The organism is Staphylococcus sp. GW821-FHT11H10 (genome assembly GCF_058807855.1).
This window is the reverse complement of record NZ_JBXARC010000010.1, coordinates 32,190-55,484: the sequence shown is the minus strand read 5'-3', so window position 1 is coordinate 55,484 and position 23,295 is coordinate 32,190. Positions and strand designations below refer to the sequence as shown.

Annotated in this window: 22 protein-coding genes and 1 other RNA gene; 1 reads left to right on the top strand and 22 read right to left on the bottom strand. The window is 33.0% G+C overall.

Going from position 1 to position 23,295, the window contains the following annotated elements; all coding sequences use genetic code 11:
* Window positions 1-129: 129 nt before the first annotated feature.
* Window positions 130-264, bottom strand: coding sequence for an SAS049 family protein (locus AC1RRU_RS07195; RefSeq protein WP_011275593.1), 135 nt, complete (start codon window positions 262-264; stop codon window positions 130-132).
* 141 nt (window positions 265-405) lie between these two features.
* The gene (gene cymR / locus AC1RRU_RS07190) at window positions 406-828 is read right to left on the bottom strand and encodes a cysteine metabolism transcriptional regulator CymR (RefSeq protein WP_033080142.1); all 423 of its coding nucleotides are present in this window, start codon (window positions 826-828) and stop codon (window positions 406-408) included.
* An 85-nt stretch (window positions 829-913) separates the two neighbouring features.
* On the opposite strand from cymR, the gene AC1RRU_RS07185 reads away from it, so the two are divergent.
* The gene (locus AC1RRU_RS07185; protein ID WP_011275591.1) at window positions 914-2,182 is read left to right on the top strand and encodes a replication-associated recombination protein A; all 1,269 of its coding nucleotides are present in this window, start codon (window positions 914-916) and stop codon (window positions 2,180-2,182) included.
* A gap of 62 nt (window positions 2,183-2,244) precedes the next feature.
* On the opposite strand, the gene AC1RRU_RS07180 is transcribed toward AC1RRU_RS07185, so the two are convergent.
* From AC1RRU_RS07180 to rplU, 20 genes are all read right to left on the bottom strand, one after another.
* Window positions 2,245-3,021, bottom strand: coding sequence for a tRNA threonylcarbamoyladenosine dehydratase (locus AC1RRU_RS07180; RefSeq protein WP_011275590.1), 777 nt, complete (start codon window positions 3,019-3,021; stop codon window positions 2,245-2,247).
* A 91-nt stretch (window positions 3,022-3,112) separates the two neighbouring features.
* A non-coding RNA gene (gene ssrS / locus AC1RRU_RS07175) (6S RNA) lies at window positions 3,113-3,303 on the bottom strand.
* Between the two features lie 228 nt (window positions 3,304-3,531).
* Complete coding sequence (gene aspS, locus AC1RRU_RS07170) at window positions 3,532-5,298, bottom strand: aspartate--tRNA ligase (RefSeq protein ID WP_011275589.1); 1,767 nt, start codon at window positions 5,296-5,298, stop codon at window positions 3,532-3,534.
* A gap of 17 nt (window positions 5,299-5,315) precedes the next feature.
* Entirely contained in the window at window positions 5,316-6,587 is a 1,272-nt protein-coding gene (hisS, locus tag AC1RRU_RS07165) for a histidine--tRNA ligase (RefSeq protein WP_011275588.1), read from the bottom strand.
* Between the two features lie 360 nt (window positions 6,588-6,947).
* Complete coding sequence (locus AC1RRU_RS07160; RefSeq protein ID WP_037558159.1) at window positions 6,948-7,823, bottom strand: N-acetylmuramoyl-L-alanine amidase family protein; 876 nt, start codon at window positions 7,821-7,823, stop codon at window positions 6,948-6,950.
* Entirely contained in the window at window positions 7,820-8,272 is a 453-nt protein-coding gene (gene dtd / locus AC1RRU_RS07155) for a D-aminoacyl-tRNA deacylase (protein ID WP_011275586.1), read from the bottom strand. Before dtd ends, AC1RRU_RS07160 begins: the two co-directional genes overlap by 4 nt.
* 15 nt (window positions 8,273-8,287) lie before the next feature.
* Window positions 8,288-10,477 (bottom strand): RelA/SpoT family protein, encoded by a 2,190-nt coding sequence (locus tag AC1RRU_RS07150; protein ID WP_011275585.1) that lies wholly within the window; start codon window positions 10,475-10,477, stop codon window positions 8,288-8,290.
* A 368-nt stretch (window positions 10,478-10,845) separates the two neighbouring features.
* Window positions 10,846-11,364, bottom strand: a complete 519-nt coding sequence (locus AC1RRU_RS07145) for an adenine phosphoribosyltransferase (RefSeq protein ID WP_011275584.1) — start codon at window positions 11,362-11,364, stop codon at window positions 10,846-10,848.
* A 21-nt stretch (window positions 11,365-11,385) separates the two neighbouring features.
* The gene (gene recJ / locus AC1RRU_RS07140; protein ID WP_011275583.1) at window positions 11,386-13,659 is read right to left on the bottom strand and encodes a single-stranded-DNA-specific exonuclease RecJ; all 2,274 of its coding nucleotides are present in this window, start codon (window positions 13,657-13,659) and stop codon (window positions 11,386-11,388) included.
* Between the two features lie 141 nt (window positions 13,660-13,800).
* Window positions 13,801-16,086, bottom strand: a complete 2,286-nt coding sequence (secDF, locus tag AC1RRU_RS07135) for a protein translocase subunit SecDF (protein WP_016930845.1) — start codon at window positions 16,084-16,086, stop codon at window positions 13,801-13,803.
* A gap of 224 nt (window positions 16,087-16,310) precedes the next feature.
* Window positions 16,311-16,571, bottom strand: coding sequence for a preprotein translocase subunit YajC (yajC, locus tag AC1RRU_RS07130; RefSeq protein ID WP_011275581.1), 261 nt, complete (start codon window positions 16,569-16,571; stop codon window positions 16,311-16,313).
* A gap of 15 nt (window positions 16,572-16,586) precedes the next feature.
* Window positions 16,587-17,726, bottom strand: a complete 1,140-nt coding sequence (gene tgt / locus AC1RRU_RS07125) for a tRNA guanosine(34) transglycosylase Tgt (protein ID WP_037558157.1) — start codon at window positions 17,724-17,726, stop codon at window positions 16,587-16,589.
* 19 nt (window positions 17,727-17,745) lie between these two features.
* Window positions 17,746-18,771 carry a tRNA preQ1(34) S-adenosylmethionine ribosyltransferase-isomerase QueA gene (queA, locus tag AC1RRU_RS07120; RefSeq protein WP_011275579.1) on the bottom strand — a complete coding sequence of 342 codons (1,026 nt, stop codon included), beginning with the start codon at window positions 18,769-18,771 and terminating at the stop codon, window positions 17,746-17,748.
* Between the two features lie 10 nt (window positions 18,772-18,781).
* The gene (gene ruvB, locus AC1RRU_RS07115) at window positions 18,782-19,777 is read right to left on the bottom strand and encodes a Holliday junction branch migration DNA helicase RuvB (RefSeq protein WP_011275578.1); all 996 of its coding nucleotides are present in this window, start codon (window positions 19,775-19,777) and stop codon (window positions 18,782-18,784) included.
* A gap of 54 nt (window positions 19,778-19,831) precedes the next feature.
* The gene (gene ruvA / locus AC1RRU_RS07110; protein ID WP_011275577.1) at window positions 19,832-20,437 is read right to left on the bottom strand and encodes a Holliday junction branch migration protein RuvA; all 606 of its coding nucleotides are present in this window, start codon (window positions 20,435-20,437) and stop codon (window positions 19,832-19,834) included.
* A 12-nt stretch (window positions 20,438-20,449) separates the two neighbouring features.
* On the bottom strand, window positions 20,450-20,905 hold the full coding sequence (locus AC1RRU_RS07105) for an ACT domain-containing protein (protein WP_011275576.1): 456 nt from the start codon (window positions 20,903-20,905) through the stop codon (window positions 20,450-20,452).
* A gap of 11 nt (window positions 20,906-20,916) precedes the next feature.
* Window positions 20,917-22,209 carry a GTPase ObgE gene (obgE, locus tag AC1RRU_RS07100; protein ID WP_011275575.1) on the bottom strand — a complete coding sequence of 431 codons (1,293 nt, stop codon included), beginning with the start codon at window positions 22,207-22,209 and terminating at the stop codon, window positions 20,917-20,919.
* A 152-nt stretch (window positions 22,210-22,361) separates the two neighbouring features.
* Window positions 22,362-22,646, bottom strand: coding sequence for a 50S ribosomal protein L27 (gene rpmA, locus AC1RRU_RS07095; protein WP_011275573.1), 285 nt, complete (start codon window positions 22,644-22,646; stop codon window positions 22,362-22,364).
* 11 nt (window positions 22,647-22,657) lie between these two features.
* Window positions 22,658-22,978 carry a ribosomal-processing cysteine protease Prp gene (locus AC1RRU_RS07090; RefSeq protein WP_011275572.1) on the bottom strand — a complete coding sequence of 107 codons (321 nt, stop codon included), beginning with the start codon at window positions 22,976-22,978 and terminating at the stop codon, window positions 22,658-22,660.
* Between the two features lie 3 nt (window positions 22,979-22,981).
* Entirely contained in the window at window positions 22,982-23,290 is a 309-nt protein-coding gene (gene rplU, locus AC1RRU_RS07085; RefSeq protein WP_011275571.1) for a 50S ribosomal protein L21, read from the bottom strand.
* Window positions 23,291-23,295: the final 5 nt, after the last annotated feature.

Below are 23,295 nucleotides of genomic sequence, written 5' to 3'. Positions count from 1 at the left end.
ATAAACATTTAGGTATTAGTGCTAAAACAACATTAAATTTAATAAAAATGTTTTGAATTACCTAATTTATAAATATTTATTTACACATAAAAAAGCGATAACATCAAATGTTATCGCTCAAAAATTTAATTATTTATCATCTTTTTTGTCATCGTTGTTTTTTTCAGTATATTCATTGATTTTGTCTTTAGCTTTATCAACTTGTTCGTTATCGCTATTTTTAAATTTATCTGCTGCATCTTTCGCTTTATCCATGAATCCCATAATGAAATTCTCCTTTCAAATTTAAGAATATTTTTATCGATCAAGTATCAAGTTAATTCTGAGATACAAAATAAAGAATGTACCGTACTGTTGTAATTATTATTTACCACACACATTTGTATATAAACATATTTTTTAAAATTAAATATAAAACATGTAACCATCAAGTTTATCATCAGTTTCGACATAGTCTGCTAGATATTTTAAAGTAGTATTATCTAATACTTCTCTAACAGCATCTCTCATTCTTAACCATAACTGTTTTTGTGCAGGTGGTTCTGATTCAATACTTTCGACTATCGTTATAGGACCTTCTAGTAAACGAATAATATCGCCTGCTTTAATTTCGTCAGCTGGTACTCTAAGTTGATAACCACCTTTGGCACCACGAACACTTCGAATTAAACCAGCATTTCTTAAAGGACCAACTAATTGTTCGAGATATAAATCACTCAAACTGTTTTCTTCAGCAATTGACTTTAAAGATACGCATCCTTGCCCTTCTCTTTTAGCAAGGGAAATCATTAAAGTTAAGCCGTATCTCCCTTTCGTTGATATTTTCATAACATTACCTCACTTAATTCGAATAATATATAATACCATTCTAGCATTTTTTCAGTTAAGATAGTATTAGAAAGGTGTGAAAATAGTGATTACAGAACCTTTAGCCTCAAGAATGAGACCTACTAACATTGACGAAATCATTTCGCAGCAACATTTAGTAGGACCTAGAGGCATTATTAGACGAATGGTTGAAACCAAAAGATTATCATCAATGATATTTTATGGGCCACCAGGCATTGGTAAAACGAGTATTGCGAAAGCAATTTCTGGTAGCACTGACTATAAATTTAGACAATTAAATGCAGTTACAAATTCAAAAAAAGATATGCAAATGGTAGTCGAAGAAGCCAAAATGTCTGGTCAAGTCATTCTTTTATTAGATGAAATTCACCGGTTAGATAAAGCTAAACAAGATTTCTTATTACCACATTTAGAAAATGGTAAGATCGTCTTGATTGGTGCAACAACTTCAAATCCATATCATGCAATCAACCCAGCTATTCGCTCTAGAGCTCAAATATTCGAACTGTATTCATTAGATCATGATGATGTGCGACTCGCAATCAATAGAGCATTAAATGATTCTCAACGTGGCTTAGCTAATTATCATCCCAAAGTAGATGAAGATGCATTAGAATATTTTGCTACGCAAAGCCAAGGAGATGTTAGAAGTGCTTTAAATGCTCTTGAATTGGCTGTTTTAAGTGCTTCAGTTGAAAATGAAATTAGACATATTACTCTCCAAGATGCTAAAGATTGTTTGCAAAAAGGTGCTTTCGTAAGCGATAAAGATGGAGATATGCACTATGATGTTATGAGTGCTTTTCAAAAATCAATAAGAGGTAGTGATGTAAATGCTGCATTACACTATTTAGCAAGATTAATTGAAGCTGGCGATTTACCGACTATTGTAAGACGCTTATTAGTCATTAGTTATGAAGATGTAGGATTGGCTTCACCTAATGCGGGACAACGTACGCTTGCAGCCATTCAATCGGCAGAGCGACTGGGGTTCCCGGAAGCGAGAATACCTCTTAGTCAAGCTGTAATTGAGCTTTCATTATCACCTAAATCCAACTCAGCAATCACTGCGATTGACAGTGCACTTAGTGACATACGTAAAGGTAATATAGGCCAAATTCCTGACCATTTACGAGATGGACATTATGCTGGAGCTAAAGATTTAGGTCGTGCCATAGGTTATAAGTACCCTCATAACTATGAAAATGGACACGTCATTCAACAATACTTGCCAGATAAACTCAAAAATAAAATTTATTATGAGCCTAAATCAACATCAAAAAGTGAACAACAATTTAAAACTATTTATGATAATTTAAGAAACAAAAAATAAAAAAGACTATGAATCAATTAGCCATTATAAATGACTTTTAAATTTGATTCATAGTCTATTATTTATATATTCCCTTTATCTTTAATACGGCGTACAGGTATATTTTTTAAAATGTCATTTACTACGTAACTCGCACAGATTAATCCTACTGTACTTGGTACAAATGCATTTGATGATGGAGGCATTTGCCCTTTACGATTAATAGCGTTTGCATCTCCAACGGTTGCTTTTACATCTTCACGAATTACAATAGGACTTTCATCAGAAAACACGACAGGTACACCCTTTTTTATACCTTGACGCTTTAGTTTATTACGAATAATTTTAGCCATAGGGTCCATATAAGTTTTAGAAATATCTGCTATTTTAAATCGTGTAGGATCAGTTTTATTAGCTGCCCCCATACTTGAAATCATCTTAATTCCTCGTTCTAAACACTCTTTCATCAGATGAACTTTATATATTATAGTATCACTTGCATCGATAAAGTAATCAATATCATAATTATTAAATAAATCCTCATATGTCTCCTCAGTATAAAACATGTGAAGTGGTGTTACTTTACAATCAGGGTTAATAAGTTTAATACGTTCTTCCATCAAAGTGACCTTACTTTGTCCGATAGTTGTAGTGAGTGCATGTATTTGACGATTGACATTTGTGATATCTACGTCATCTTTATCGATTAAAATAATATGACCAATATTGGTTCTTGCTAATGCTTCGGCAGCAAATGAACCAACACCACCTACCCCAAGAACTGCAACTGTTTTTTCTTTTAATAGATCTAAACCCTCTTGTCCATATGCTAATTCGTTTCTTGAAAATTGATGTTTCATTTTAAACTCCTTTATAAAAAACAATACGATAACTTTATATTAACAGAAAAAGACAAATAAAAATACGCAAGACATAAAGCCTTGCGTACCGGTAGAGTCCGTGATTGCCGTAGTTATAAAAAGCTTGATCATTCGGCCTGCTATATACAGGTGGGTGCCCTGTTTCTTGTTTTGCAAGTCCTCCAATTGAGGCGTGTGCGCTGCAAGAAAACCTATTGGGCTCCCTGATCAAAAAGTGTTAGGCCCAAATAAAAAGCAAACGTACGAACAATACAGATGACTACCTTATGTTTATATATTACCACAGAGGTATAAATAAAGAAATCCTTATGAACTAGATAGAAATGTATATTTTGTGAAGCAAAACTATAATAAAATTAAGTTTAAATAATATTATTATAGTTTTTTAAAGACTGAATATAATTCTAAAAGAAAAACACTAAATAAAAGTCACCAAAATCTATTGTGATTTCGATGACTAATGTATTTATATCCTTCTATATGTTAAATCTAATGACGAATACGTAAAGAAAGCTCTTCTAATTGTTTATCTGAGACTTCACCTGGTGCATCTGTAAGCAAGCAAGTCGCAGAAGCTGTTTTAGGGAATGCAATTGTATCACGTAAGTTTGTACGATTAGTTAGTAGCATTACTAAACGGTCTAAGCCTAGTGCAATACCGCCATGTGGTGGTGCACCATATTTAAATGCATCTAATAAGAATCCAAATTGTTCTCTAGCTTGTTCTTTAGTGAATCCTAATACTTCAAACATTTTTTCTTGTAATTCACCGTCTGCAATTCTGATTGATCCCCCACCTAATTCATAACCATTTAAAACGATGTCATATGCATTCGCTTGTGCGTTTTGAGGTTCTGAATCTAATTTACTAATATCCTCTTGTTTAGGTGAAGTAAATGGATGATGTGCAGCTACATAACGTTTAGCATCTTCATCATATTCTAATAACGGCCAATCTGTTACCCATAAGAAATTAAGTTTATTTTCATCAATTAAACCTAATTCTTTGGCAATTTTAATACGTAAAGCACCTAAACTTTGAGCTACTACATTTGGTTTATCAGCGACAAACATTACTAAGTCTCCTGATTCAGCTTGTGTAAGATCTTTTAAAGTTGCAACATTTGAATCTTCAAAGAAACGAGCGATTGGACCACTCAATCCATCATCAACAACTTTTACCCATGCAAGTCCTTTAGCACCATAAATATTTACGAATTCTGTTAATGCGTCCATGTCTTTACGAGTATAATTGTCGGCTGCACCTTTAGCTACAATGGCTTTTACTTCGCCGTTATTTTCTACAGTATCTTTAAATACTTTAAAGTCCATTTCACGACCTAACTGTGATACATCTTTAAGTTCCATTTCAAAACGAGTATCAGGTTTATCTGAACCATAGCGTCTCATCGCTTCTTCATAAGTCATTCTAGGGAAAGGACCTGATACGTCAATGCCTTTAACATCTTTAACAACTTTTCGTAACATTTCTTCACCCATTTGAATCACATCTTCTTGATCAACGAAACTCATTTCAATATCGACCTGAGTAAATTCAGGTTGACGATCTGCACGTAAGTCTTCATCACGGAAACATTTAACAATTTGATAATATTTGTCAAAACCACTAATCATTAATAATTGTTTAAATAATTGAGGTGATTGTGGTAATGCATAAAATTCTCCTTCATGAACTCGAGAAGGTACTAAATAATCTCTGGCACCTTCTGGTGTAGATTTAGTTAAAACAGGAGTTTCAATATCGAAGAAACCATTGTTATCTAAATATTCACGAATAGCGCGTGTTGTTTGATGTCTCATTTTGAATGTTTGTGCCAACTCTGGACGTCTTAAATCTAAATAACGGTATTTTAAACGGATGTTTTCATCAACATTTTGATTTTCTTCATTAATAGAAAATGGTGGTGTTTCTGATTTATTGATAATTGATATATTAGAAACTTGTACTTCTACTTGACCAGTTTTAATTTTAGAATTCACAGTATCAGGATCTCTCTTTGTTACTGTTCCCTCAACTTCAACTACATATTCTGATCTTACTGTTTCAGCAACACTTAAAGCTTCTTCAGAGAAATCAGGGTTAAAGACGATTTGCACGATACCTTCTCTGTCACGTAAATCGACAAAGATTAAACCACCTAAGTCACGACGATTATGAACCCAACCTTTTAAAGTAACTTTCTGGTTTAAAAGTTCTTCTGTAACTAAACCACAATACGTTGTTCTTTTACTCATTTATATTCTCCTTTTTATTAATTATTTTTTTCTTGAAAATAATTTACTAAGTTATTTAAGTTAATAGTTTCTGTTTCACCTGTTGACATGTCTTTGACATCTATCACTTCATTTTCAAGCTCTTGATCACCGATAACAACAGTATATTGAGCATTCAAGCGATCAGCTTGTTTCATTTGGCCTTTAACTTTACGTTGTAAATAATCTTTGTCGGCTTTTATACCCGATTTTCTGAGTTGATTTAAAAGCTTAACGCTGTATCGTTCAGCTTCTTCACCCATAGTAACGATAAAAAGATCAAACGTATCCTCGACGTCCAATTCAATTCCTTCTTCTTCAAGCGCCAATAACAATCTTTCAATACTTAAAGCGAAACCAATACCCGTTTGATTTGGTCCATCTAATAATTCAAGCAGTCCATTATATCGACCACCACCACATAAGGTAGTTATTGCACCATCATAATTAGGATTATCCATCATTAACTCAAAAGCAGTGTGTGTGTAATAATCAAGACCACGTACAAGGTTAGGATCTTCAACATATGAAATACCTAAATCATCTAAGTGAGTCTTCACTTCATTAAAGTAAGCTTTTGAATCGTCATTTAAGTAATCAGTAATTCTTGGCGCATTTTTAACCGCTTCTTTATCTCTATCAATTTTGCAATCTAGTATTCTCATTGGATTTGTGTGTAATCTTGATTTACAATCATCACAAAATGTATCTATCACTGGCTCAAAATGACGTATTAGTGCCTCATTATATTCTTTACGTGAATCAGCATCACCAATACTATTGATAACTAATTTTAAATGTTTAAGACCAAATGATTCATAGATATGCATCACCATAGCTAGAACTTCAGCATCCATGCTCGGATTTTCAGCGCCAATCGCTTCAACGCCGAATTGAGTGAATTGACGGTATCGTCCTTTTTGTTTACGTTCATATCTGAACATTGGCCCATTATAATATAATTTAACAGGCTGATTTGGAATACCTTGCATTTTATTCTCAATGTATGAACGTACAACAGCTGCAGTTCCTTCTGGTCTTAAAGTTATGCTTCTGTCACCTTTATCTTTAAAAGTGTACATTTCTTTTTGTACGACATCTGTAGAGTCACCCACGCCACGTGCAAACAAATCTGTACTTTCAAATATCGGCGTGCGGATTTCTTTATAATTGTATAATTTCATTAATTTATCAAGTTGATTTTCAATGTAACGCCATTTACTAGAATCTTCAGGTAAGATATCTTGTGTACCTCTAGGAATTCTAATCACACAATCACTCCTTCTTTGTATTTTTACAAACTCTCTTTAATAAAAAAAGTCCCTTATATAGCATTTCTACTATACAAGGGACGAATCGCCGTGTTGCCACCCTAATTGTAATTAAATTCGTTAGTAAAACTTAATTACCACTCAAAACGTGTAACGTACGTCAAACGGCTTAATCTATTAAAGCACCTGTTCTTGTGTTCAAAGTAATAAATTACTCAGTATAATCTTCCAGCCATGGATTATATCTCTTCACAATATCAATTATTGCTACCTCTTTCATTTATACTTTCAAGAATCATAACGGTATTATATATAAAGTTCACTAATTATAATAACGAGTTTATGCATAGTTTGCAAGCTTTAAGATGCAAAATATTGTTTTAAACCATCCACTACAGCTTCCTCTACAACTTGTCGATGGATTTGATTTCGTATCATTACCTCATCTGTTGGATTACTTATATATCCTAATTCTAATAATACGGCTGGCTTATTGGTTTGTCTGAGTACTTGGAAGTTCTCTTGTCGAGTTCCTCTATTAAACAACATGGCTTTCTTTTGTATGTTTGTATTTAACGTTTCAGCTAAAGCTTCTTGATTATTTTTATACCAATAAACAGTTGCACCATTAGCATTAGGACTATCAAGAGAATCATTATGTATACTAATGTATGCATCACCATTAAGTTTTCTATCATCTAAGCTAACATATGTATCATCAGAACGTGTTAATTTAACTGTTGCCCCCGCTTTTTCAAGAGCACGTCTCAGTTCTTTAGCTGTTTTTAAAGTATAGTTCTTCTCCAAACTCTTTTTTGAAGTATTACTGGATGCACCCTGGTCATTGCCTCCATGGCCAGGATCTAAGACAATGACCTTATTTTTCAAAGGGTTTACTTTTTTATTCGCACCCGCTTCAATATTTAAGCTTGTGTGCCATCCAGCTATCCAACCTTTTTCAGAACCATCTCTGCTTTCAACTTCTATCCATTTACCTGATTTACTCAATCTAGTAAACGTATCACCTTTTTCGACTTGGTAAATCACAGGATAAGCAGCATTTGGACCAGTTCGTAACTCAGCATTCTCTGAAACTGTAATTCTATTACTCCCTTGATCACTATGATTCATTAACATAAATAATAATATTAAAAATAATATAAAAGCACCTACAACTATCAATGTTGTTAGATTTTTAAGGTCATGTTTAGATAACCATGCATCTACTTTGTTCATATTATTTTGCCATCCTGACTTTCATAGATAATAGTAACTGGACCATCATTGATAATTTCAACTTCCATATCAGTACCAAATTCACCTGTTTTCACTTCAACGTCATAAGCTTTTAAAGCAGTGTTAAATTTTTCGTATAACACATTAGCTTCTTCAGGATTTTTTGAATTTGAAAATCCTGGTCTATTACCCTTACGTACATCAGCATATAAAGTAAATTGTGAAATAGATAAAATTTGACCTTCAACTTGTTGGATATTTAAATTAAGTTTGCCATTCTCATCTTCAAACAAACGAGCGTTAATAATCTTTTTAGCAACTGCATCTATATCTGCTTCTGTTGTATCCTTACCTATTCCGACTAAAAGACAGAAACCCTTGTCGATTTCATTGTGAATGCTTTTATTTGTAACTGCTGCTCTTTTTACTCTTTGTACAACTACTTTCATATTAATAGCACCTCATTAATTCCAAACTCTTGACACTGTATATACATCACTTAATTGTTTTAGTTTTTCAACTACACGGAATACATCATTAACATTACGCACCATAACACTAATAGTGATAATTGCATTTTTATCAGTATCAGACCGCCCATTGATTTTAATAATACTTCCAACTGTAGAATTAACGGCTTGTATTACTTCATTTAATAAACCATTACGATCATATGCACTAACTTCTAAATCTACTTGGTATCGTTGAGTAGAATCTTTAGATTTAACCCACTCAACTGCTATTAATCGTTCTGTTTCATTTTTAACATTAGGACAATCTGTACGATGCACTTTAATACCATGTCCTTTAGTGATATATCCTACAATATCATCTCCAGGGATTGGATTACAACATTTTGAAAGCTTTATCAATACATTCTCTATACCTTCGACATATACACCACTATCAGTGATGATATCATCTTTAATCGGAAGTGATTTAATAACTTCCTGTGCCTCGTTTAGCGCTTTTTGTTTATCTTGTATACGTTGTCTTTCGGTCAATTTATTAACAACCTGTAATGCTGTTACACCACCAAATCCAACTGCTGCAAATAGGTCATCATCATTTGCAAAATTGTATTTCTCATTAACAACTTCTATATTTTTATCAGTTAAAATATCATCTACTCTAAAGCCCTGTTCTTTAATTTCTGCTTCGACCATAAACTTACCTTTTTCAATGTTAGATGAACGGTCTTGTTTTTTAAAGAAACCCTTAATTTTACTTTTAGCGCTTGATGATTTAACTATCTTAAGCCAATCTCTACTAGGTCCATAAGAGTGCTTACTTGTACGAATTTCAATAATATCTCCGGTTTGAAGAACATAATCAATAGGAACAATTTTACCATTAACTTTTGCACCAATCATCTTATTTCCGACTTCGCTATGAATAGCATAAGCGAAATCTATTGGAACTGCTCCATAAGGCAATTCAATAACATCACTTGCAGGTGTAAAAGCGTATACTTTATCACTTTGTAAATCATATTTCAGTGATTCCATAAATTCTTGTGCGTCAGATGATGTATGATCAGCTTCAGCTAATTCTTTTAACCAATTTAATTTATTTTGAAAATCTTGGTTCTTTTCATTAACTGTTTTTCCTTCTTTATATGCCCAATGAGCTGCAACACCATGTTCAGCTATTTCATGCATTTCATACGTTCTAATTTGTATTTCTAAAGGGTCTCCATTAGGACCAACTACAGTGGTATGGAGAGATTGATACATATTCTGTTTAGGCATTGCAATATAATCTTTAAATCTTCCGGGCATTGGTTTCCATAATGTATGGACTAACCCTAAAATTGCATAACAATCATTAATAGAATTAACAATTACACGAATAGCTAATAAATCGAATATTTGATCAAACTGCTTTTTTTGCTTCATCATTTTTCGGTATATACTATAAATATGTTTAGGTCTACCGCTAATTTCTCCAGTGATGTCCATTTTAATCATTTCTGTTTGAATTTTATCTATTGCATTAGCGATATAAGCTTCCCGTTCACTACGCTTTTTCTTCATTAAATTGACAATACGGAAATACTGAACACTGTCTATATATCTTAGTGCAGTATCTTCTAATTCCCATTTAATCGTATTAATACCTAATCTATGTGCTAACGGTGCATAAATTTCTAGTGTCTCTTTTGAGATACGCACTTGTTTTTCTCTAGCCATAGCTTTTAATGTTCTCATGTTATGTAATCTATCGGCTAATTTGACAAGTATCACTCGAACATCTTTTGCAATTGCAATAAATAATTTACGATGATTTTCTGCTTGTTGTTCTTCTTTAGAGCGGTATTTTACCTTTTTAAGTTTAGTAACACCATCAACAATACGCGCTATTTCTTCATTAAACATATCTTTAACATCGTCAAATGTGTACGGCGTATCTTCAATGACGTCATGCAAAAAACCTGCCACTATCGTTGGACCATCTAAACGCATTTCTGTTAATATGCCCGCTACTTGAATAGGATGCATGATATACGGAAGACCATTTTTGCGGAACTGTCCTTGATGGGCTTCATAAGCTATATGGTAACTTTTTAGAACATATTGATAATCGTCAGTTGATAAATATGATTTAGCTTTATTTAGCACTTCATCAGCGCTATATGGATACTCGTTATTCAATATATGACACCCCAACTCATTTGTATTTCAAATACTCAACTCATATTCGAATTTTTGAAAATTAAGAAAACATACATTGTCCTTCATTAATCCGAGTATATCATCTATTTAGATATAGAAATGCGAGTATTACTTTAATTTTATCAAATGTTAAAAGAACTACAAAAGCCTTAACATTTTTATAAATAATAGTTCTATGATACTACAAGTTTTTAAATAAATAAATGGTGTTACGCTGAAATCAAATCAAGTAAACAATTTAACGAAAAAATGGGAATGAGATAGAATCCCATTACGAATTCATTATCTCATTCCCAAAAATTGTTAGACATTAAAAACATGTTAATATGTCTTTTTATTCTAGTCATCTATTCATCATATGAAATTAAACTCATAACATCATAATCTTTAATTTTTTCGATACCATTTAAATATTTAAGTTCGATTATGAATGCAATACCTACGACGATGCCTCCTAGTTTTTCAACTAATTTAATAGCTGCTTCAATAGTACCACCAGTAGCTAATAAGTCATCAGTTATAAGTACACGCTGCCCTGGTTTAATGGCATCATTGTGCATCGTTAAAATATTTGTACCATATTCTAAGTCATATTCATATCGGATGACTTCACGAGGTAATTTACCTTCTTTTCTAACAGGTGCAAAACCAATGCCCATTGAATACGCTACTGGACATCCAATGATAAATCCTCTAGCTTCCGGACCTACAACAACATCTACATCTCTGTCCTTAGCATATTTTACAATTTGATCGGTAGCATAACCATAAGCTTCCCCGTTATCCATAATTGTAGTTATATCTTTAAAACTTACCCCCGGTTTAGGCCAATCTTGCACTTCCGAAACATATTGCTTTAAATCCATTTATCTATTTCCTCCTATTTACTAACCCTTCTGTGATTTGATCCAAGTTTTTAGTTGCGTGAAATCATCATATAGTAAAAGTTTCTCAACTTCCATTCTTGATTGTCTTAATTGATAAACGCGACTTGTTTCAATATTTTGTTTGTTAGCATTATCTACAATTTTAATTATACCATTTTCTTCTGTAACAAAACCTAACTCATAAAATACTTTAAGCATAAATTTTAAAATATTAGGTTTAACATTCAAATGTTGACACAGTAACATACCCTCTTGTTCAAGATTGGTTTCTTTTTTGGTCATTAGCGCTTTGAAACAGCTTTTAAATTGATTTGACGTGGGCATACCATCAAAATATATACTCTGCTGATGTTGCAGTACTAAATAGAGTTGTGAATAATTTAAGTTTTTGAGACTATCTTTAAGACTGTCTAAATCATTGGGCAAGTCTCTTAAAATTACTACTTCATGTTCTTGATCGATTTTATCACCATAATAATAGTAATTATGATTCAATTTTTCTTTTTTAGGGTGTATTAAAAAAGCAACTTTAGTATCGTTTGGGTCTATATTTAATTGTTTACGTTTACTTCGGTAATCTAATATTTGTTCATTATTCGTTGCTATATCTTGAATAATAAACTGTGGTGATTGATTTCCGTTCCATTCATTGATTTGTAAATTTCCTAGTAGATTGATTGGTTGACCAGGTTCAATTTGAGTTGCTAACTGACCATTTTTCCAAAATATGCTTTGTAATTGTAACTGACCGGTTACTAATTTTAAATGGTTTTTATCTTTTCCAATTGCTCTAACATCAACGACTTCATTATCATCAATTTCCAATAATGGTTTTTCAAAGTCTGTGCCAAATGGACTTAGTCTTTGAATATCACGAATGTTATTTATAGAAATATCATTCTCTTCTAATTTAACTGATACATGTTTTGTCGGCTCTAGTGACGTATGTTCTGATAATTTAAACATCCAGTCATTTAATCCTTGCTCTAATGCTTCAATATAATCTATCTCCATAGTCATACCCGCAGCCATATGATGACCACCAAACTTAGAAATTAAATCTTGATGTGCACTCAAAATTTCAAACATTGAAACTTGTTCTATACTACGAGCTGATCCTTTAGCATGATTTTGTTCTAAATCAATATTCAAAATTAAGGTAGGTAATGCATATGTCTCAACAATTTTAGATGCTACTATACCTAAGACACCTTCATGCCAATTTTCTTTAGCTAATAGTAAAAATTGATTGCCATTATTTACTTTTTCTTCAGCAATGGCTAGTGCCTCATCAGTTATCTGAGCTACTATTTCTTTACGTTCAACATTAAAATGTTCTACTTGTTCAGCAAGAAATTCAGCTTCTTCTTCATCTTCGGTCATTAATAACTCAGCAGATAATGATGCATCCTCTAATCTACCAACGGCATTAAGTCGCGGCCCTATAATAAAACCTACAGTTTCTTCGTTAATCGTGTCATTATAACCAGCTTGGTTAAGTAATGCTTTAATTTGAATCGGGCAGCTTTGATTTAAAAATGATAAACCTTGTTTTACTATAGAGCGGTTTTCATCTGTCATTGACACTAAATCTGCTATAGTACCAATCGCAGCTAAACTTACAAAATAATTAGGAGGATTGTCTAATAAAACTTGAGACAGTTTGTAAGCTACACCAGCACCACATAAAAAGTGAAATGGGTATTCATACTCTGGATGCATTGGATGTACGATGGCATACGCTTCAGGCAAAGTATGTCCAATTTCATGATGATCAGTTACTATGACATCAACTCCTAGCTTTTGTACCATTTCAATCTCTTTATGACCTTGTATGCCATTATCGACAGTTATGATGAGAGACACGCCTTCATCATATGCATTTCTAAATGCAAGTTCATTAGGACCATAACCTTCTGAAAATCGATTAGGAATATACCAACCCACTTCAGCCCCTAATGTCTGCAATGTTTTAACTAATATAGTTGTAGAAGTGACACCATCGGCATCATAATCACCATATACCAATATACGCTCATTTTTATCAATTGCTTCATTGATTCGAGTCACCGCTTTTTCCATATCACTTAATAGCCATGGATCGTGGTTAATGATAGTTTCATCTAATAAGGCTTTAATTGACTCATCATCAGTTATCGATTTACTTTCAAGCAGTTTTTTTATAATCGGTGTTAATTGATATTTTTTTATTAAAGTTTCATTTATGTATTCTGTTGGAGGTTCATAGAGCCAGTTATATTTAGATTTAATCATGTAATTATCCTCCCTTTTTCCAAAAGCCATTATACCGAAAATTCAACTAAATAAAAAGTAAACAACGTTTAGTTGATAAAACTATTAATGATACTAGAAAAAGAGTAGAACATTGAATGCAATGTCCTACTCCCTAATAATTTATACTAAAATCTTTTCATCATTTGATTTTTTCTCTTTGTATACCGTTAATTTACCGTTATCTGCTTTTTTAAGTTGTCGTTTCTTCATTATACCCCATAAAGGAACAGCGATAAATACTGAAGAGAATACACCAGATACTAATCCAATTAATAATGCTAATGAGAAATTGAATAAGCTTGATGCCCCAAATATTAAAATCGCAACTACGACAACAATTACCGTTAAAACAGTATTAACGGAACGAGTCATTGTTTGACGAATAGAGCGATTAACGATGTAATCGATTTGCTCTGGTTTAGTAATGACTTTAATTTTATGCAGATTTTCCCTTACACGGTCAAATGTTACAATCGTATCATTAATTGAATAACCTACGATAGTTAGTACTGCTGCAATAAATGTAATATCAACTTCCAAACGAAGTAAGCTGAATAATGCAACAATCATAAAGACGTCATGCAGTAATGCTAATACTGATGATAGACCCATTCTCCATTCGAATCTTAGTGAAACATAGATAATAATACCTATTGCCGCATAGATAAGAGCCTTCATAGCGTTTTTAGCTAATTCTTGTCCAATCATTGGTGATACTGTATTTACAGTTGGTTTATGACCGTATTCATTGTTCACTTTTTTGTTAAGTTCTACAACTTCATTTTTAGATAAATCTTTCTTAAATTGCACAGTTGCTTGTTTATTGTCACTACCATTAATTTGAACTTGATCTGGAGTTAATCCCATGTCTTTCATCGTACGTTCAACTTTAGGTTGAGACAATTTTGTATCAGAGTCGATATCAACACGCGTACCTGCAGAGAAATCAATACCTAAGTTTAATTTGAATATACTTAAAATCACAATACCAACAATCAAAATCAGAATACTGAATCCGATTAATGGTTTGGCTAATTTAACAAAATTCCACTTTTCATATGAAGTTTTAAGATCATGAACATCTACACCTTCATTAATATCATGTCTATTTTTCTTACTAACTCCAAATAGCCAGAATTTCTTCTTAAAGTAATTAGATGATACAAGTAATGATAATAAACCTCTTGATAAAAATACTGCTGTTACAAATATCATAAGAATACCTAAAAGTAACATTGTCGCAAAACCTTTTACTGAACTTTCACCGAAGAAGAATAATACACCTGCAGCAATAACTGTAGTTAAGTTCGAGTCAAATATCGTTAAGAAAGAACTCTTGTTTGCTTTAGAGTAGGCTTGTTTTAACGTCCTACCAATTCGTAATTCATCTTTTATCCGTTCATACATAATTATGTTAGCATCGACAGCCATACCTACACCGAGTACGAGAGCTGCTAATCCTGGTAATGTAAGAACACCAGAAATGAAATTAAATGCTACTAATGTAAGATAAATATAAACAGTTAATGCGATGATAGCAACTAAACCAGGTAGTCTATAGAAACCGACCATAAATAGATATATAATTGCTACGCCTATCGCTGATGCAAATATTGTTTTATCAAGTGCATCTTGACCAAACTGTGCACCTACTGAATTAGAATAAATTTCTTTTAAATCAACAGGTAGTGAACCAGCATTCAGTAATTCTGCAATTTGTTTAGCTCTTTCCACACCTTGTTGACCATGAAATCCACCTGAAATTTCAACACTATCAGAATTAATAGGTTGATCTACTGATGCAGCTGAAACGTATTTACGTTTATCTTCAGGTTTTTCTAACTCTTTATGGTAGCTATCACCTTTTTTATAATCAAGCCATACTACCATCATATTTTCTTGTTTTTTCGAAATTTCTTCTGTTACTTTTTTAAATTTAGCACGATCTTTTAATTTAAATGTAACAGCTGGTTCATTAGTACCTTGCTTAAATTCTTGTTTAGCTGAACCTTGTACAATATCTTTACCAGTTAATTTAACTTTATCATTGGCATCACGAATAGTTAAATTAGCCTGAGAAGATAATATTTTACGTGCCTCATCAGGATCTTTTACACCTGCTAATTGAACTCTGATACGATCTGGATCCTCAACTTGAATGTGAGGCTCAGAAACACCTAGCACGTTAACACGGTTTTCCAAAGTTCTAGCAGTAGATTGCAAGGCTTTTTCATCGATTTTTTTATCCCCATCAAGTGGTTTAACTTGATAAAGAACTTCAAATCCACCTTGTAAATCTAGTCCGAGATTTACATTTTTAACTACATTCTTATATGTAAGCCCCATTCCGACAAACAAAACGGCTACAATTAGTATGAATGCAATTATCCTACTAAATTTCTTCACATGAACACCTCATTGTTTACTTATGTACTAAGAATAATCTTTTAACAAACCATGTGCAAGTTAATTAAAAATTACATAGTTATTACATGACCTATCTATATTAACATACTACATCTTTTAGTGAAATTAAGATTATTACACATATACATATAATATAAAAACTGTCAACATAGTATGAACTTTGTCGACAGTTTTAAATAAATAAATTTCATTTCCCCTTAACTTTAAGAAGGGTCTACTTGTTTAATTGCTGGTTTTTCGAAAGTCATTTCTGTTCCATGACCATTAACTGTGATAACAACTGTAGTTTCATCAACAGCTTTAACAGTTCCTTTCAAGCCACCAATAGTAGTAATACGTTGACCAGATTCGATTCGGCTAATCATTTCACGATGTTCTTTTGCACGTTTTTGTTGAGGTCGAATTAAAAAGAAATAAAATACTATAATTAAAATTATAGGTAAAATAAGTGCTGAAACGTTCATTATGTTGTCTCCTTATTAGAAATTTTTAGGGTTTTCTACATTAAGCCCATATTGTTCAAAGAATTCATCTTTAAAATCTAAAAGACGATCTTCTCGAATAGCTTGTCTAATATCTTCCATCAATTTTAGCAGAAAATGTAAATTATGAATAGTAGTAAGACGGATACCGAAAGTTTCTTCAGCTTTAATCAGATGTCTGATATAAGCACGTGAATAATTCTTACATGTGTAGCAATCACAATTTTCATCTAGTGGTTTAAAATCGTTTGCATATTTAGCATTCTTAATTACTAATCTTCCGTTTGAAGTCATACATGTACCATTTCTAGCAATACGCGTTGGTAATACACAATCAAACATATCCATGCCACGTATGCTACATTCAATTAATGCATCAGGGGAACCTACGCCCATTAAATAACGAGGTTTATCATCTGGCATATATTGCACTGTATGTTCAACCATTTCATACATAACTGGTTTAGGTTCGCCTACCGACAACCCACCAATAGCATATCCAGGAAAATCTAAAGCGACTAATTCCTTAGCACTTTGTTCTCTTAAATCTTTATATTCGCCACCTTGAATAATACCAAAGAGTGCTTGGTCCTCTGGGCGCTTATGTGCGTTTAAACAACGCTCAGCCCATCTCGTAGTGCGTTCAATTGAATCCTTAACATACTTATACTCAGAAGGCATAGGTGGACATTCATCGAAAGCCATCATTATATCTGAACCTAAGTCATTTTGTATTTCCATTGATTTCTCTGGACTTAAAAATAACTTCAATCCATTTGTATGGTGTCTAAACTCAACACCCTCTTCAGTTATCTTACGAAGATTACTCAAACTAAATACTTGGAAACCACCTGAATCAGTAAGAATAGGGCCATCCCAATTCATAAAATTATGTAGACCCCCAACTTGTTTGATAATATCATTTCCAGGTTGTAACCACAAATGATATGTATTTCCTAATATTATTTTCGCTTCTATTTGTCTTAATTCTTCAGGACTCATTGTTTTAACAGTTGCTTTTGTTCCTACTGGCATAAACATAGGCGTTTCAAAAGAACCGTGCGGTGTATGAACGATACCTAAACGTGCACCTGATTGTTTACAAGTCTTTATATGTTCATAAGTTACTGCTGGCATATTTAATACCTCTCATTCATTAAATAATTAACATCGCATCTCCAAAACTGAAAAATCTATATTCTAGTTTAACAGCTTCTTTATATGCGTTTAAAATGTTTTCTCGACTACTAAATGCTGATACAAGCATAACTAAAGTTGATTTAGGTAAATGGAAATTAGTAATTAAACCATCTATAGCTTTATATGTAAATCCTGGATATATAAAAATATCAGTCCATCCACTAACAGCTACAAATTCATTGTAATCACGACGAATAGTCTCTAGAGTCCTTGTTGAGGTTGTACCTACAGAAATGATTCTATGACCTTCTTTTTTTGTTTGATTTAATAAGTTAGCTGTTTCTTGGGTCATTTGATAATATTCACTATGCATTTCATGGTCATTAATATCTTCAACACTTACAGGTCTAAATGTTCCTAATCCAACATGCAATGTTATAAATGCAATATTTATACCTTTTGCTCTAATTTCATCTAAAAGTTCATCTGTAAAATGCAACCCTGCTGTTGGTGCTGCTGCAGAACCACTTTCTTTAGCGTAGACAGTTTGATAGCGGTCAGGATCATCTAATCGTTCTTTTATATATGGTGGTAAAGGCATTTCACCGAGTTCATTTAATCTTTCCTCAAGAATTCCCTCATAATGCAAACGCATGATACGTCCACCTTGATCCAATTCCTCTATACATTCAGCTATAATCTTACCCTCTCCGAAAGACAACTTATTCCCCACTTTAATTCGCTTTGCTGGTTTAAGTAAAACTTCCCAATCATTATTCTCAATTCGAGTAAGCATTAGCATTTCAACTTTTGCACCAGTCTCTTCTTTTAAACCAAATAATCGTGCAGGCATAACACGTGTATCATTTAAGACAAGTGTATCACCAGTTTCCAAGTAATTAATGACATCTTTAAAATGTTTATGTTCAATATTACCACTGTTTCTACCTAACACTAACAATCTACTTTGGTCTCTATCTTTTAAAGGGGTCTGAGCAATTAATGATTCAGGCAAGTCATAATCAAATTCCTCAACATTCATTTTTTATCCCTCATTTATTAAAATTTTTGAAATGTTCGTATGCAAATGCAGTAGCTTTTCTACCTCTAGGTGTACGTTCTATAAATCCTTTTTGAATTAAAAAAGGCTCGTAGACATCCTCAATTGTTATACGCTCCTCACCGATAGAAACAGCTATGGTATCAAGACCCACCGGACCACCATCATATTGATTAATGATGCATCTCATCATTTTATGATCAATGTAGTCTAAACCTTCTGCATCTACTTGAAGCAATTGTAAAGCTTGTTTAGTAGTCTCAATATAAATCTGTTCATCTTCATTGACTTGTTGAAAATCTCTAACGCGTTTCAATAAACGATTTGCGACTCGAGGCGTTCCTCGTGAACGTTTAGCTAACTCAGTTGCACTTTCATCATCAATTTTTGTGTTTAACACTTCTGCTGTTCGAATTATAATTTCTTTTAAATCATTCTCATTATAATATTCTAATCTCAAATGAACGCCAAATCTATCTCTTAGTGGACCAGTTAAGCTTCCAGCCCGTGTAGTCGCACCTACTAGCGTAAATGGAGGCAAATCTATTCTAATACTACGAGCCTCATCACCTTTTCCAATGATAATATCAATGAAGAAATCTTCCATCGCTGAATATAAAACTTCTTCAACTGTGCTGCTTAAACGATGAATTTCGTCAATGAATAGTACATCCCCAGGTTGCAAACCAGATAGTATTGCTGCTAAGTCACCTGGTCTATCTAATGATGGACCTGAGACAGTTCTTATATTAACGTTCATTTCATTAGCGATAATATTGGATAGTGTTGTTTTACCTAATCCTGGTGGTCCAAATAGAAGTACATGATCTAATGGCTCTTCACGTAGTTTAGCTGCTTTAATGAATACTTCTAAGTTGTTTTTTATTGATGATTGCCCAATATATTGTTTTAACATTGTTGGTCTAAGTGATAATTCAAAAGAAGTTTCTTCACTATGCAAAGCTTGATCAACCATTCTGTCATCCATAGTTTCTCCCCCCAGTTACATTAGTAGTTGTAAATAATATGATTTTTTTATAATTTAAGACACAAGTGTTTTTAGTCCTAGTTTTACTGCTTCATCAACAGAATCAAATGTTGATTTGTTGAGTACTTTTTCAACTTTAGAAATTTCTCGTTTTGAGTAACCTAAAGCCTCTAGGGCGAGTAATGCTTCTTTAACTAGGTTTTCGCTATTTGAATTTTCTTCATTCATACTTAAAAGTGTCTCAGTTGTTTCTCTTGTAATTTGAACTTTGCCTTTTAAATCTAGCACAATTTGACGTGCAGTTTTTTTACCAATACCTGGAAACTTAGTCAAATAAGCATCATTCTCATTTTCAATTGCCATTTTAACTTCATTTGGTGTACTAGTAGCTAAAATTGCTAATGCAGACTTTGGACCTATACCTGTAACTTTGATTAAACTTAAGAACATATCTTTTTCTTCTTCATTAATAAATCCATAAAGTAACTGAGCATCTTCTCTAACAATTAAAGATGTATAAATTACTAATTCTTTCTCCAAATATTTTTGAAATCGATAGGAATTTGGAGTCTGAATTTCATATCCAACCCCATTAATTGATTCAACAACTACATGCGTTGGAAATAATTGCGTCAATTTACCTCTAATATAAGCGTACATTCGTTACCTTCCTTACATACTCATACTTATTAATTCAACTTTAGAAACATGTTCAATATTTCTTAGTGCCTTTATAATTTCATCAATTGAAATGGTGGTATCTTTTGCGCTAAGTGATAATGTTATCGTAGCTTTCTCTTCCATTGGTACACTTTGATGTATAGTAAGAACAGATAATTGCAATTTAGAAACCGTATTAAGTACTTGTGCTAACATCCCTACAATATCATTAACATAAAGAATAAGCGTAAATTCACGATGATCTAACATTTTTTCATCTACAGGGAAGATTGTTTCTCTATATTTATAAAATGCACTACGTGAAAGATCAAATAATTTAACAGCTTCATAAATGGACAATTCCGGATTATTTTTTAAAGCATCTTTAATTTTTAATGTTTTTACCACTGATTCAGGCAAGACATCTTCACGTATCAAGTAAAACTTTTTATAATCATTGTTGTCCACTGTTAGCACTCCTATTCTACAAATTCAAATTCTCCACCTAAAATTCTAACGATGTCTCCATTACTACAGCCACGTTCTCTCAATGCATCATCAATACCCATTGAACGCATTTGTCTAGCAAACCTTCTTACTGCTGGGTCACTATTAAAGTCTGTCATTTTAAACATTCTCTCAATTGCATTACCACTTACTACATACGCACCATCGTCGTCTCTAGTGATAGTGAATTTATCTTGAGAAGGCGTGTGTTTATAAAGTACACGGTTAACACCTATTTCTTCATCGTTATCAACGCTAAAGTCAATATCTTTAACTTCATCTAATTTATCTGCTATAGCGTATAATAACTGTTCAATATTATCTCTTGTAATTGTAGAAACAGGAATAATCGTAACGCTATCATCTACTTGTTCCTTAAATAAAGTTAAATTATCTTGTGCATCGGGCATATCCATTTTATTAGCTACTACAATTTGAGGTCTATCCTCTAATCGTTGTTTATAATTTACTAATTCTTTATTTATAATTTGGTAATCATCAAATGGATCTCTACCTTCTGACCCACTCATATCTATCATATGAACAATCACTTTTGTACGTTCAACATGTCTTAAAAACTGATGTCCTAATCCAACACCATCTGAAGCGCCTTCAATTAAACCTGGTAAATCGGCCATAACAAAACTTCTATTGTCGGGTGTTGAAACGACACCTAAATTTGGCTTAATTGTAGTAAAATGATACGCACCAATCTTAGGTTTAGCTTTTGAAACTATTGACAATAATGTTGATTTACCAACACTAGGGAATCCAACTAATCCAACATCTGCTAATAATTTAAGCTCTAATGTTACATCTAATTCTTCACCTGGCTCACCATTTTCACTAAAGTCTGGTGCTGGGTTTCTAGGTGTAGCAAAACGAGAATTACCTCGTCCACCTCGTCCACCACGAGCTACGACAGCACGTTGGCCATCTTCAACAAGGTCAGCTAATACTTCATCAGTTTCCACACTTTTGATTATTGTACCAGGAGGTACTTTTAACACTAAATCGTCTGCACCTCTACCATGCATATTACTACTTTGCCCATTTTCGCCCTTTTTAGCTTTAAAATGACGTTGGTATCTAAAGTCTAATAATGTTCTTAATCCCTCATCTACTTCAAAAACAACTGATGCGCCCTTACCACCGTCGCCACCAGCTGGTCCTCCAAATGGTACATATTTCTCTCTTCTATAGGCAGTGATACCATTACCACCATCACCAGCTTTAAGAGATATTGTAACTTGATCGACAAACATATATCTCACCTCTTTTACGATTTGTTCTTTAATGACAACATTATATCATTATCCATTAAAGCATGAAAAATTAACACTATAAAGTTACACTTTTGTATTAAAACAAAATAAAACACCAGAAGCATTCACTTCTGGTGTTAACTAGACAAAAATTATTCAGCTACTGCGTATACAGAAACTTGTTTTTTGTCGCGACCTTTACGTTCGAAACGAACAACGCCGTCGATTTTAGCGAATAATGTATCATCGCCACCACGACCTACATTTTCACCAGGATAAATTTTTGTACCACGTTGACGGTATAAAATAGAACCGCCTGTAACGTATTGACCATCAGCACGTTTAGCACCTAAACGTTTTGATTCTGAGTCACGACCGTTTTTAGTAGAACTTACCCCTTTTTTAGATGCGAAGAACTGTAAGTTTAATTTTAACATCGGGATACACCTCACTTGTAATTTAATCTGATATTTTCATTATATTCATCTTCAATCGTTTGTAAAGAAACTAACATTGCTTGAAGAATTAATTGCGCTTGTTCATTGTTTGTATCTACACTTCTAATATGAAAATGACCTCCATCATCCTCATAGTCAATGTCTGGTTTCTCAGAAGTTAAACCTAGAATTGCATTAACGCTTCCAAATAAAACCGCTGAAGCACCTGCACAAACAATGTCATGTCCATATTCACCATGATTAGCATGACCATCCATAATAACGTCTGTTACTTTTCCACTATCATTAATAGTGATGTCAATTGTAATCATAAATTAAGCCTTGATTTTATCAATAGTTAATTTAGTATATGGTTGACGATGGCCTTTTTTACGTTTAGAGTCTTTACGACGTTTATACGTAAATACAGTGATTTTTTTACCGCGACCCTGTTTGTTAACTGTAGCAGTAACAGTAGCACCTTCAACAGTTGGGGCACCAACTTTAACTGAATCGCCACCTACAAATAATACTTTATCAAATGTGAATGAGTCACCTTCATTAACATCTAATTTTTCAACGAAGATTTCTTGACCTTCTTCTACTTTAATTTGTTTACCGCCTGTTTCGATAATAGCAAACATACTTT

Coding starts and splice junctions, on each gene's coding strand:
- ruvB (WP_011275578.1), bottom strand. CDS start 19,777: ATGGATGACAGAATGGTTGATCAAGCTTTGCATAGTGAAGAAACTTCT.
- queA (WP_011275579.1), bottom strand. CDS start 18,771: ATGAATGTTGAGGAATTTGATTATGACTTGCCTGAATCATTAATTGCT.
- AC1RRU_RS07145 (WP_011275584.1), bottom strand. CDS start 11,364: ATGGATTTAAAGCAATATGTTTCGGAAGTGCAAGATTGGCCTAAACCG.
- rplU (WP_011275571.1), bottom strand. CDS start 23,290: ATGTTTGCTATTATCGAAACAGGCGGTAAACAAATTAAAGTAGAAGAA.
- obgE (WP_011275575.1), bottom strand. CDS start 22,209: ATGTTTGTCGATCAAGTTACAATATCTCTTAAAGCTGGTGATGGTGGT.
- AC1RRU_RS07090 (WP_011275572.1), bottom strand. CDS start 22,978: ATGATTACAATTGACATCACTATTAATGATAGTGGAAAAGTAACAGAC.
- aspS (WP_011275589.1), bottom strand. CDS start 5,298: ATGAGTAAAAGAACAACGTATTGTGGTTTAGTTACAGAAGAACTTTTA.
- AC1RRU_RS07160 (WP_037558159.1), bottom strand. CDS start 7,823: ATGAACAAAGTAGATGCATGGTTATCTAAACATGACCTTAAAAATCTA.
- recJ (WP_011275583.1), bottom strand. CDS start 13,659: ATGATTAAATCTAAATATAACTGGCTCTATGAACCTCCAACAGAATAC.
- yajC (WP_011275581.1), bottom strand. CDS start 16,571: ATGAACGTTTCAGCACTTATTTTACCTATAATTTTAATTATAGTATTT.
- cymR (WP_033080142.1), bottom strand. CDS start 828: ATGAAAATATCAACGAAAGGGAGATACGGCTTAACTTTAATGATTTCC.
- rpmA (WP_011275573.1), bottom strand. CDS start 22,646: ATGTTAAAATTAAACTTACAGTTCTTCGCATCTAAAAAAGGGGTAAGT.
- AC1RRU_RS07195 (WP_011275593.1), bottom strand. CDS start 264: ATGGGATTCATGGATAAAGCGAAAGATGCAGCAGATAAATTTAAAAAT.
- ruvA (WP_011275577.1), bottom strand. CDS start 20,437: ATGTACGCTTATATTAGAGGTAAATTGACGCAATTATTTCCAACGCAT.
- tgt (WP_037558157.1), bottom strand. CDS start 17,726: ATGCCAGCAGTAACTTATGAACATATAAAGACTTGTAAACAATCAGGT.
- dtd (WP_011275586.1), bottom strand. CDS start 8,272: ATGAAAGTAGTTGTACAAAGAGTAAAAAGAGCAGCAGTTACAAATAAA.
- AC1RRU_RS07180 (WP_011275590.1), bottom strand. CDS start 3,021: ATGAAACATCAATTTTCAAGAAACGAATTAGCATATGGACAAGAGGGT.